The sequence below is a fragment of the Streptococcus infantis genome, from assembly GCF_047460685.1.
In the GTDB taxonomy this organism is placed as follows: domain Bacteria; phylum Bacillota; class Bacilli; order Lactobacillales; family Streptococcaceae; genus Streptococcus; species Streptococcus infantis_AD.
Genome location: NZ_JASHFS010000001.1, coordinates 109050 through 120002 on the forward strand (window position 1 = coordinate 109050; position 10953 = coordinate 120002).

The 10953-nt window shown below is 32.5% G+C and carries 14 protein-coding genes; 1 reads left to right on the forward strand and 13 read right to left on the reverse strand.

What is annotated here, in order from left to right; translation table 11 throughout:
• Window positions 1-315 precede the first annotated feature (315 nt).
• The 13 genes from QM917_RS00490 to QM917_RS00550 all read right to left on the reverse strand — a co-directional run bounded on the left by QM917_RS00490 (window position 316) and on the right by QM917_RS00550 (window position 8860).
• Window positions 316-789: a hypothetical protein gene (locus tag QM917_RS00490; RefSeq protein ID WP_414284293.1), complete on the reverse strand. Its 474-nt coding sequence runs from the start codon at window positions 787-789 to the stop codon at window positions 316-318.
• 150 nt (window positions 790-939) lie between these two features.
• The gene (locus QM917_RS00495; protein ID WP_414284294.1) at window positions 940-1647 is read right to left on the reverse strand and encodes a hypothetical protein; all 708 of its coding nucleotides are present in this window, start codon (window positions 1645-1647) and stop codon (window positions 940-942) included.
• Between the two features lie 266 nt (window positions 1648-1913).
• Window positions 1914-2291, reverse strand: coding sequence for a hypothetical protein (locus tag QM917_RS00500; RefSeq protein ID WP_414284295.1), 378 nt, complete (start codon window positions 2289-2291; stop codon window positions 1914-1916).
• Window positions 2292-2360: 69 nt separating this feature from the next.
• The gene (locus QM917_RS00505) at window positions 2361-2786 is read right to left on the reverse strand and encodes a hypothetical protein (RefSeq protein ID WP_414284297.1); all 426 of its coding nucleotides are present in this window, start codon (window positions 2784-2786) and stop codon (window positions 2361-2363) included.
• Between the two features lie 733 nt (window positions 2787-3519).
• A complete protein-coding gene (locus QM917_RS00510) occupies window positions 3520-4032 on the reverse strand; it encodes a hypothetical protein (RefSeq protein ID WP_414284298.1) in 513 nt (170 codons plus the stop codon).
• Between the two features lie 459 nt (window positions 4033-4491).
• Window positions 4492-4899, reverse strand: a complete 408-nt coding sequence (locus QM917_RS00515) for a hypothetical protein (RefSeq protein ID WP_414284299.1) — start codon at window positions 4897-4899, stop codon at window positions 4492-4494.
• A 176-nt stretch (window positions 4900-5075) separates the two neighbouring features.
• A complete protein-coding gene (locus QM917_RS00520; RefSeq protein WP_414284374.1) occupies window positions 5076-5555 on the reverse strand; it encodes a TipC family immunity protein in 480 nt (159 codons plus the stop codon).
• Entirely contained in the window at window positions 5474-5698 is a 225-nt protein-coding gene (locus tag QM917_RS00525) for a hypothetical protein (RefSeq protein ID WP_414284301.1), read from the reverse strand. Before QM917_RS00525 ends, QM917_RS00520 begins: the two co-directional genes overlap by 82 nt.
• Before the next feature lie 187 nt (window positions 5699-5885).
• A complete protein-coding gene (locus tag QM917_RS00530) occupies window positions 5886-6314 on the reverse strand; it encodes a hypothetical protein (RefSeq protein ID WP_414284303.1) in 429 nt (142 codons plus the stop codon).
• 351 nt (window positions 6315-6665) lie between these two features.
• Window positions 6666-7049, reverse strand: a complete 384-nt coding sequence (locus QM917_RS00535; RefSeq protein WP_248035827.1) for a hypothetical protein — start codon at window positions 7047-7049, stop codon at window positions 6666-6668.
• 353 nt (window positions 7050-7402) lie between these two features.
• Window positions 7403-7948 carry a T6SS immunity protein Tdi1 domain-containing protein gene (locus QM917_RS00540; RefSeq protein ID WP_414284304.1) on the reverse strand — a complete coding sequence of 182 codons (546 nt, stop codon included), beginning with the start codon at window positions 7946-7948 and terminating at the stop codon, window positions 7403-7405.
• A 173-nt stretch (window positions 7949-8121) separates the two neighbouring features.
• Window positions 8122-8328, reverse strand: coding sequence for a hypothetical protein (locus QM917_RS00545; protein ID WP_414284306.1), 207 nt, complete (start codon window positions 8326-8328; stop codon window positions 8122-8124).
• A gap of 25 nt (window positions 8329-8353) precedes the next feature.
• Window positions 8354-8860: a hypothetical protein gene (locus QM917_RS00550; protein ID WP_414284308.1), complete on the reverse strand. Its 507-nt coding sequence runs from the start codon at window positions 8858-8860 to the stop codon at window positions 8354-8356.
• A gap of 537 nt (window positions 8861-9397) precedes the next feature.
• Between QM917_RS00550 and QM917_RS00555 the strand changes: the two genes are divergently transcribed.
• Window positions 9398-10609, forward strand: coding sequence for an ATP-binding protein (locus tag QM917_RS00555; RefSeq protein ID WP_371608508.1), 1212 nt, complete (start codon window positions 9398-9400; stop codon window positions 10607-10609).
• The last annotated feature ends 344 nt before the right edge of the window (window positions 10610-10953 follow it).

The following is a 10953-nucleotide window of genomic DNA, read 5'->3' on the forward strand; positions in this document are numbered from 1 at the left end:
AACAAAGAGGTTAGGAAAGTCAAATTAATTTCTAAAAATGTTTTAGAATTTATATTGTACTACTCTAAGTTCAATCCACTATATTATAGCATTCTTTCGAGTAAAGTTGTATGGCTTTTCTAAAATTCATCAAAAAACACCTCATGGTGTGAACCATGAAGCATTTCGAAAGCTTGGTGTAATCGTATTGATTGAATTTTTGAGACAAGTGACTATGTCAGTTTGCAGAACAATTTCATATAGAAAACATCTGAGCTCTCCTCTGTATTAAGTGTAAAATACTTTATAAGTTCAATGGAAGCTATTTATGTTAGGCTAGACAATTTTCATCACCTTAAAGTGCCCCTCTGGATAAGTCCCTTGATAGCCAACTGGAATGTAGCCACTCTCATAAATCAAAAGTAAATCATCATGAAAAGAAGACTCTATCCCAAAATCGTCTTGCAATAATTTATAGTTTCTAAGAGTGCTTAAATCAAATAAAATCGAATCTATGCATGTCTGTGGCAAAAAATTTCTCTGTAGGTATTCTTTTAATATAGGTTCAATAGATTTACGAAAGTAGGCTGCATTTTCATTCCAGATTTTTCCTATTCCAGATCTGACCTGGCCTTTGTTCTTAAGTAAGAATTCACTACGAAATTCCCAAACAAGCTCTTCCCATTCACTAGACTCTATATGTTGCAATCCTTCAGTGCTATCTAATATTTCTATCTTAAAGGGAATTTCCATATTACCCTCTCTAAAACACTCAAGAATATACTTCATATCCATATATTTTTCTTTCATTTAGAAAAACCTCATTTCTTTTTCGATAATAGAATGGGCATTGTATTGATGACTACCGATATCTTTTCCTATGTTTCCAATTAATGGAACAGTCACACAGTCATTATAACTATAATTTGGAGTGGTTTTCTTTATCATATAGCAGACATATTATAAATATTCAACTCTAAAATTATAGTTCAACATCCATTCTATAGTATAGATTTTTTTATCAGCAGTTCTATAAACATACAGATTCTCATTAGATTTCATCAATTGATCCATATCAACGAAAGCGTCATATATATCTCTCCCTTCCTCACAAAATTGGATTCTTACAAAATCCCGTATTTCAATTCCAAGTGAGTAGTTATCCCCAATTAATAAAATTAATAATTCTCCTTTATTGTTCATCCTTAAACCTGATAAATAATTATCTTTCGGAATAGATAATTTCTCCCAATTATCAGAAACGATCTTATCTGACGATAAATATTTTGTATGTTCAATATTATAAGCAGTAGGTGATGTATCAATTTGCGGGGAAAAATCAGTTACAATATCTATTATAAAGCAATCACTAATCAATAGGTAACGTTGTATTTCTTGTACTTGATGATTACTTTCTAATTCATAAAGCCCTGCTTCAAGATTTTCTAAATTGTGACCGGAGAAGTGATGTTTATTATATACATAACAATAATCTACATATCCAAAATTAATGAAAGTATGATTATTTTTAGATTTTATAAGAACTATAGTATCCTCATTATCTGAAATAATACCAGATTCAAGCATTATTTCCGCATCTGAAATAATACCAGATTCAAGCATTATTTCCGCTCCTTTAGAAAAAGAAAATAAAGTTTTAACTTCCATAGATTTACTCTCCATATCTAATTTTAGTACCTATATATCGTCCGTCTTTTAACACAATATCCATTGTGGCTGGACCCGTTGTGCTTCCTTTCCGAATGGATACTGAAGTTCCATCAGGCAATTCACCTCTCAATCCATTACCATATTTTGGTGTTGATGTTCTATTTACATCCGTTAAATCCAATGAAGAAAAATCTGAAACGTCTTGTCTACTGTGAGACCAGTATAAAATAAACTAAGACACAAATTGTCTTTGTGAAAGTAATTTATATTTTCTCCACTTTTACATCATTTTCAGATACAATATCCACTAAAAAATGCGTCGACATTAATTTGTAGTGATGGAGCTTTTTATTAGCTATATTTACAGAAGCGACCAAGTCACCAAATTCTGCATTCTCGACTTCATAGATATAGTTGGTCAGATAACGTGGTCTGTTCTTTGCTAATCCTTGCTCCCAGTAACTATCTATTAATTCTAAACTTTCGTAGACTGAACGGAAAGCCCAAACTTTTGTAAAGGTAAATTTAAATTTTTCTGAATCTTCCAAGTAGGCAATTAGAGTATCCCCGTCTATATTTATCTCGATACCATAGTCACCAAAAGGGATGAAGTCCGGTTTAATTTTCGTCCATTTTTCCATATCAATTCTCCAAGTTCTATTTTCTGATAATTGTACTACAGCGGTGTACAGGTTTGATTAGCAAATTTTCTAGTATTGACTGATACTTAAATCAGAATTTGCAGACACAAGAATCTCCACTACACTATCTTGAGTTATGATTATATAATGTTGTGAATACAGAGTTCTTGCACCACCATAGGCTGTATATCCGAGTTTATTCACTAATTGACTATTTTTGACTTCATAAATGATATTTTGGAAATTATTTTTTTCAAATTTTTTAAACATCTCTTTATCCAGAATTGCAGATAAATACAATTCCCTGCTAAAAAATCGTGCTTCATCATAACAAAAACATGATAATTTAAAACAGTTCTGCTCTCCAATCAGCCGAATTTCTTGCTCATCTCCTAAATCGGTCAACAAAACCTTTATCTTATAGTTATCTACAGGAATCAAACCTTTAAAGACTTCTACCCATTCTTCATTTTTAGTCTCCATATCTAATTTCATATGAAACTCCTCCTTTTGATTGCCTTATTTGAAATTCCAGTGTAGCTCCTAAATCACTTTTATTTTCAGGTCTAACAACAACCTTTGTTCCATCACTTAAAATACCCACATACCCTTTACCAAAGTCAGTATTAATTTCCTTTATATTTTCTAAAGGTAATGAATTGAAATCTTCAAGTGCTTTTTCAAGTTTCCTTAATTTGCTAGCCTTAGCTACAGGACAGAGTTTACTTGCAATATCAACAGCTAATACTCTTCGAAAATCTCTTCAAACCACGTGAGCTTCGCCTTGCCGTACTCAAGTACAGCCTTCAGGTCGCTTCCTAGTTTGCTCTTTGATTTTCATTGAGTATAACTCTACACCTGCTACCCAACGATTTGTATCTCCATCCGTTAAAGGATCTTTCCCAGTAACTAAACGTTCTCCATTATTCCATCCTATTCATTCAGCTGCTAAAGTTGGAATCTTAGCCTTATTTTCTTGGTTAAACTTCGCAAATTTTACATTATATATTCCTCATGAGTCATTGGGGGAGCCTTTAGATACTCCTCCAATGTCATTTTATCAATTCGCTCTTTCTGATCCGGTCTAAGTCCATGTCTTGCCGCATCTTCATACTTTCTAAAGTCAGCTGTAGATAGGGTTTTGTTTACGCCCTTATCGGAAGCATCGGTTGTTTTGGGATCACAGACATGTTTCTAAGTTCGACTTTTTACTTGATTCCAGACTCTTTTATTTATAATCAACTTTCATTTTAAAAACTATAAATTTGTTCGATAAATTTTTTACTCTAATATTAAAATCTATTTTGGAGTTAAACGTAAAAAGAAAAGATTGAGATGTATCCATAATAATACCTTCGTGATCGACACCGATGCCATTATGAGGATTCTCTAACACAACGATTTTTGTTGTTTCTGTTTCCGAATCGTATTTCCAGTGTTCAACCTGACTTTCCTCAATATTATAATGTATACTATTATCATAGTCAGACCAACTCCTCCCGTATGATAACTTTACCTTACCATCTGTACTTAGACGAGTTAATTGAATATCCGTATAAGAATCTAAGCTTATTGAATTCCCTTTGATTACTATATCTTTTTCAGAGTTTGGCAATAAAATATAATATTCTCTTGTTAATTCCTTAAAAATTATGACTATTGCTATTAATATCAATAATACAATGCATTTTTTCCTCATTCTATTTGTTTCTCTTTCTAGCCTTATAATCATTGATTCCATCTTGAATCATGTCAGAATCTCCAGGATTATCAAGGTACGGTCGGTTTGGAATATTTTTAATAATCGACTATGGTCCTACATTTTTATTATGTAAGTCAGATCCTACTTGTGCAACTCCAGCAGTTGATTTCAAATAGGTATCCGAAGATAATATCCTTTTCCAACATAGCCGTATAAATAATTACCCGCATAATCATCCTTGACGCCTCCACACTAATTACCATCTCAGAGAACATCAATGTTAAAATCTTCCGCTAATATCTGTACCGCATCTTTTTCACTCTGTACTGTTTTTCCATCAATATGTAGATAAAAATTTGAACATTAAATATCGTTTCTCTATTTTTGTTATTTTTCTATCTACATTCACCTGATTTTCCCTTATAAATTGTTCACAATGCTTAGTTAGTTGTGTAATACAAACTAGCTTCTCTTCCTTTGATTCTTAGAACAGTTTATCTATAAAACATCATTATCCTGCCAAAAGAACTGAGCATCCTTTAACTCGAGATGTTCTATCTGAATATCACGACAAATAATTGTTATATCCATAATACCTAGATCGATTCTGCACTCAACAAAATTTTTATTTTGAACATACTGAAGCAACGTGAAATTTTGTGCAGAATAACCAAGTTGTGTCTTTTTCAAACTTTTGACATTATAATCTCGCCAATTCTTCCATAGAGCATCTGTTGTATACTCTACTTTGCCACATAAAAGGAAGGTTACGCGCCAATATTTTTCTTGATCATCCTCATACTCAATAACAGTTTCATCTCCAAAATAGGACACATAAAAATTGTAAATAGATGCGTCCCAATAATTTGTTAAATCTAATTCTTTTTGTTTTTGTTCAATATTCATATTTCTTTTTAATAATATCCATTCATACTTATCCCATGGAATATGGGCATTTGGACTGCTTTTGTTAGCAATAAAACTGAGTAGCACAATCTCTACATCCCCAAGATTATCAACTGAGTAAGCTTTTAAACCAGCGTTCTAGAACGACATCATAGAGCATGAAGTGGGATTTTTCGTTAATCTATTGCGTTTTCCCTAATCATCTTTACATTACCCCAATTTTCAGCTGAAAATTGACTAGGATAGACGGAACGCCAATCTGAAATAAGTTTATTTTTCAAAATATCATTTGCAATTTCAGTGTATACTTTTACATCTAGTTTATTTTGAGTGATGTATTGTTCAACTGGATACTCTTGCTTATAATCATCTGAAAATATCCTTATTTTCTGAATTAGTTGATTTGATTGATGTTGGTACATGTATTCAACCTTCAAAATATCTGAGTTAGGCAAATCAACATTTATGACAATTAAAACATTCCCATTTCCCAACTCATTATCAGGATATTCGAATACGTAATTAATACTATGAATATTTTTAGGTAAGCTATTTTTCTTGTAGTTCTCCCCAGTTACTCCGTATAGTAAGCCTCTTGTACGTTTTTTTTCATATCGGGTAAAGATTCTAAAGTAGAGGCTGTTGGAGATAACCAGGACCCTACAGTATGATGGTACTCGTCATGATAAATTTCTTCAAAAACATTACTATATCGTGGCTTTAAAAAAATGAAAGCGAGCGGTAGTAGCATGATTAAAAACGCCCCTATAGATAAGCTATAAAACATTTTTTTATTCATTTTGCGACCTCTTTCTTGTTAATCAATATAATTGTGCAAATCATTTTTACCCTCTTCTAAACTTCGAATAAAATTATAAGAATCTGGATAGTTTTTCTTCAAGTATTCCATGGATTCTGCATCCGTTCGTCTACCACTATAGGATTGAATATTCGAACCTAAAGCTATCGTTTTACCGGGAATCAAACTATTGTAGTCCAAATGTCTCGCAAATACTAGTACTTAATCTACCTATTGTTGGATTCTCCTTACAGGAAGACAAACCCTTCAAAATACTTATTACTTGTGGAAATGTGATTAGCTGTTCCCTATATTTCGAAGAGTCAAATGAAGTAAAAGATTGAAGTACTTCTTCAAGTATATTTTTATCATGACAAAGTATTAAGTTCATCAGAATATTAAAAGCATTTGAAGTATCATAACCTTCTATACAATAAGCTAATTTGTATTTATACAAGCTACTCTTTTCTTCAAGACAAGCACCAAGAACACACCACTCTCCTTGTTTTAAAAACGGAAGCAAAACATCCATGACATATTCAACATCTGCATCATAAAAAGCATCACCTAAGTAAGGTTGAGATAATACTCTATCTAATTCTCTATAGCAATCCATACTAAAAACTTTCCTCCGTTAAGAAAGTAGCTCCCTAACTATCATAATATCTTACAAGTCAACAGTCAAGTCCAGTATCGTCAGCCACTTCACCCTTATAGGCAACTGGCTGACAAAACTTGTCTGTACTTGTCTTTCTTGCGCTTTAGAGGCTATCGTGACTGGATTCTAGAGCTTGTCCATCCTTGGTCTGGCATGTCACAGAGTCTGATATAAAGATAAGTCTCGCATTATTTGAATGATTATTGGGAGACTTTGTGCCTATTGAACAGTAAAAACACTTGAATCAATCTCTTCAAGTGTTCTTTATCTGATAATTCTAATTTGCTAATTGTTTATTGTCTTAAGATCTTATAACTCTTTGATTTCTATGGACTTGCAAACTATATTATATCCATCATAACCATCAAGATATAAAGAATAATGCTTTAATTCTTGATTCTTGTTCATTTCTTCAAAAAGATTCCTGTTGGCTTCCATTAACTGTAGTATAATTGAAGAATTAAATATTTCTAAAACTTTATCATAAGCTTCAATTGTGTTTGCCGAAAACAATGCGTTCGTCTTTGAAAAATAGTGGACTTCTTGAAAGATCAATTCAACTTCTGAATAGATATCATCACAATCGTATCCCTTTAAATTGATACAAATAGTTGTACCTGAAAAAGTTATTTGAGGTAACTCAGACAGAAGTGAAGAAAACATTGGAAGAGTGTATATCGTTTTATTTTCCATTATTCGTACCCCCTCTAGATCTTACAGTAGAAATAGTTAGTTTATTACGTAGCAGCTGCTCAACAGTAGTTTATTATGAAATGAGTTAGCGATAGTATCAGGTACATAGCACTGATCTAGGAACTCCTGCAACTGTTAACGCTTGAGAGGTTCTTGTGTTTTTTCTAACAACGAAGGGGTTATGATTAACTCTCTCTATCTCAGTTGCAATACCTACCATAGTAGTTAATCCCTGAATTCCTAATAATTTAGGCTCTTTAGCCAATAATTCTCCAAGCTCTTTACAGAAAAAGTTACCTTTAAAATGAAGTTGAGACCACATTATCTCAACTTCACTTTATCATTATTTTTCCTTAGCTCTCAAATCCCACTCCGCCTGTAATCTGGGTAATGAGGTCTAAATGTTCTTTTATGCCGACCTTGTCAATATTGGTTAGATCCCTTTTTCCTCCCAGTACCAGAAGAGGAACAAAGCCAAAGCATTGATTGTAATCCAAGCTCCCATACTCCTTAACCGCTTCTTCATAGAAAGGAATATCAAAAAAATCTTCTAAAAAACTATCATCATCTAAAAATTTGATAAAATGATCCATCCGTTGTGTCATCACATCAAAATCATTGTTCGCATAATAAATGATATCAATAAAGCCGTTCTGAGTGTAGATAATTAGATCCCCAAAACAAGTAACAAATAATGGAACTCCATTTACTCCTCTGAAATATGTAGCTTCTACAAATTCTATATATTCTTCTGGATTGATAATTTTTAGATAACCATCAAGTAAAAATCCCAGTCCATATTGTTTCCACAATTCCACTAATTCATCTGGAACCTTTGAGGCATACTGTTTAATGACTTCTTCTGGCATAGCTGCAAATTTGGTAAATTGTAAGTTCATTTTTTCTCCTAGTATTGTAATTTAACATTTAAGTAAATTTTATTTAAGTCTTCAAAAGGTGTGGTTCTAACGATTTCATCCACAACATTATCTTTAATAGTAATTGCTGTAATATTTTTAGACTATAGCGAAATTATCGTAGAATCTATCCCAAACTCTAGAAAATTTTATTTTTAACCGAAGTAAAAAAATAAATCTTTACAAAAATCAATCTCCTCTTGAGTTAAATCTCCGTTTTTTTCTTTGTCTAAACTATATAGCACACCTCTCACAGTATTAACAGACTTTGCTTGCTCTAACATTTGTAAACGTATGTCTGGATTATCAATGTATTTAATAATAATATTACATAATTTTTCTTTAACATCATCATAATTCATATTAGTCACCTATAAGATCCACTTTTTAAAATTCAATTACCGAATTAGTTTTCAATTGTGGATAGCTTCCTTTCCCATATTCGGGATAATAAGATGTGATTGGCTCCAAAACTTTTCCTGTATCTCCGGCTTCCTTAGGAACATACACATTATCCATTATCTGAAGTGTATCAAACTCTCCACGAAGCTTCGCATTACTCCAAGCAGGAGATATTTGATAAGCATCTTGCACCTTACTAGCTGAATCAAATTTAGATAAACCGATGTAACTTCCAGGGGCTTCCATAGTTCTCATTGTCTGTTCAGCATACTTAGAATCCATATAACGATAGGCCGTTGATGACAAAATTCTGCCATCAGGCGATACATAAAAATCCGATTTAGATGTAACTTTAGGCGCTGGTAAAGCTAACACAGGATCTGGTGCCAGCAAGGTCTTACTAGTCGGTCCAGGCAATGCTAGTTGCTGAACAGGAGTTACATCCTTGCGTGGCCTCGTGACTAGTAAATCCCCTGCCGTCAGCTTCGTCATAAGCACATCAACCGTAGGAACTCAAACTATTTGGCACTTAGGCCTTCAGTCACTGCCTTAATAAACTGCCGTCCTGACTATCATAATATCTTTCTCATACATAGTCAAGTTCAGACACCAAAAAGACATCCAAGAGAAAATCCTTGAATATCCGTAAACGTTGACAGCATCTTATTGATTAAGGTTTTGAGGCAATTAACTTTGTCAGTTCACAGTTACATTTATAAGCAACTAATTGTGGCAAGCACAACATATAGAACTTTGAAAATTCAGGAGGTTATCACTTTTTGTTTTTGTAGCTTATGTAGTTGAGAAATACGAACTACTGCATCACAAAGATGATATAGTTTGATAACAAATGTACAGTTTCTTCGTGTCAATGCAATTTTTTCTATCGTCGTTTTCTATCCTAAAGACATTTAAATAGCCTTATGTTTTATTTCTAATAAATTGAAAATAATAAAATAAATATAAAATTATTTACAAAAATTTGAAAATAATTTCTATTTATATTATACTATATTTGAGGTATCTATTATGAACTATATTAAAAGACCACATTATTTAGATTTTTTAAGAAGACATCGTGATCGACAAGTCATCAAAGTTGTGAGTGGAGTGAGACGAGCTGGTAAATCTGTTCTCTTTCAACTCTATAAAGAGGAACTACTAGCAACTGGGGTAGACGAAAATCAAATCATATCCATCAATTTTGAGGATCTAAGTTATTATGACCTGCGACATTTTCAAACATTATTTGCTTATATAAAAGAGCAGTTAGTTGGAGAGAAAACATACTATATCTTTTTAGACGAAATTCAACATGTTGAAAAATTTGAACTAGTAGCAGATAGTCTATTCATCTTACCAAATGTTGACCTCTATTTGACTGGATCCAACGCCTACTTTATGAGCAGCCAATTAGCTACAAATTTGACTGGTCGGTATGTTGAGATAGAGGTTCTTCCTTTATCATTTGAAGAATATCTATCAGGTCAATCTCTCACAGAGAATTTGAATACAACAGAAATTTTTAACAATTATCTCTTTAGTGCTTTCCCTTACTTATTACAAACAGCATCTTACGCTGAAAAAATTGATTATCTCAGAGGAATCTATAACTCAATACTGTTAAATGATATTGTCACTAGATTAGGAAATCCAAATCCTACAATTATTGAGCGCATTGTCCGAACCCTTCTCAGTAGTACGGGAAGCTTAATATCGACAAATAAGATTCGCAATACCCTGGTCAGCCAAAACGTTTCAATCTCCCATAATACTTTGGAAAATTATTTGACGACTTTGACAGATAGTTTACTTTTTTATTCCGTTCCACGTTTTGATGTAAAAGGTAGAGCATTATTGCACCGCTTAGAGAAATATTATCCCGTTGATTTAGGTTTACGACATCTCTTATTACCAGACCACAAAGAAGACATTGGCCACATCTTAGAAAATATTGTATATTTGGAATTAAGACGTAGATATTCACAAGTATATGTTGGTAATTTAGATAAATATGAGGTTGATTTTGTTGTTGTAACTGATCTTGGTCACTACGCTTATTATCAAGTCAGTGAAACAACACTTGCTCCAGAAACATTAGAAAGAGAACTTAGACCACTAGAAGCCATTAAAGATCAATTCCCAAAATATCTATTAACAATGGATACGATTCAGCCAACAGCCAATTACAATGGTATTGAGAAGAAAAACATTATAGATTGGTTACTAGAAAAATACTGAACCCATAAATTGAGACACAAGAAAAACACTCCTGTCAAAATTTAGTGAAACTATGAACAGGAGTGTTTTGTTATGACTGAAAAAGCTTATTCAGTAGAAGCTAATTTAGCCTTCATCAAAATACTGGAATACATCATCACTTCCATCAAGCTGTAGGAAACTTATAGAAAAAGTATTAAATAATTACCAAAAGTAAAACAGTTACGCCTACATGTAAAATTACTAAAAAGCATCGAATCTTGATAAGATAATCGATAAAATAAGTATTAACGAATATCAAAAGTTTACCTTATATAAAATTTTTACATATCAGAGCAACACCATAGAAAAGAGAGCATGGCGCT

What these genes read in the sequence shown, in the direction of transcription:
- QM917_RS00490 (WP_414284293.1), bottom strand. Translation starts at nt 789, where the DNA reads ATGAAAGAAAAATATATGGATATGAAGTATATTCTTGAGTGTTTTAGA.
- QM917_RS00495 (WP_414284294.1), bottom strand. Translation starts at nt 1,647, where the DNA reads ATGGAAGTTAAAACTTTATTTTCTTTTTCTAAAGGAGCGGAAATAATG.
- QM917_RS00500 (WP_414284295.1), bottom strand. Translation starts at nt 2,291, where the DNA reads ATGGAAAAATGGACGAAAATTAAACCGGACTTCATCCCTTTTGGTGAC.
- QM917_RS00505 (WP_414284297.1), bottom strand. Translation starts at nt 2,786, where the DNA reads ATGAAATTAGATATGGAGACTAAAAATGAAGAATGGGTAGAAGTCTTT.
- QM917_RS00510 (WP_414284298.1), bottom strand. Translation starts at nt 4,032, where the DNA reads ATGGAATCAATGATTATAAGGCTAGAAAGAGAAACAAATAGAATGAGG.
- QM917_RS00515 (WP_414284299.1), bottom strand. Translation starts at nt 4,899, where the DNA reads ATGAATATTGAACAAAAACAAAAAGAATTAGATTTAACAAATTATTGG.
- QM917_RS00525 (WP_414284301.1), bottom strand. Translation starts at nt 5,698, where the DNA reads ATGAATAAAAAAATGTTTTATAGCTTATCTATAGGGGCGTTTTTAATC.
- QM917_RS00530 (WP_414284303.1), bottom strand. Translation starts at nt 6,314, where the DNA reads ATGGATTGCTATAGAGAATTAGATAGAGTATTATCTCAACCTTACTTA.
- QM917_RS00535 (WP_248035827.1), bottom strand. Translation starts at nt 7,049, where the DNA reads ATGGAAAATAAAACGATATACACTCTTCCAATGTTTTCTTCACTTCTG.
- QM917_RS00540 (WP_414284304.1), bottom strand. Translation starts at nt 7,948, where the DNA reads ATGAACTTACAATTTACCAAATTTGCAGCTATGCCAGAAGAAGTCATT.
- QM917_RS00545 (WP_414284306.1), bottom strand. Translation starts at nt 8,328, where the DNA reads ATGAATTATGATGATGTTAAAGAAAAATTATGTAATATTATTATTAAA.
- QM917_RS00550 (WP_414284308.1), bottom strand. Translation starts at nt 8,860, where the DNA reads ATGACGAAGCTGACGGCAGGGGATTTACTAGTCACGAGGCCACGCAAG.
- QM917_RS00555 (WP_371608508.1), top strand. Translation starts at nt 9,398, where the DNA reads ATGAACTATATTAAAAGACCACATTATTTAGATTTTTTAAGAAGACAT.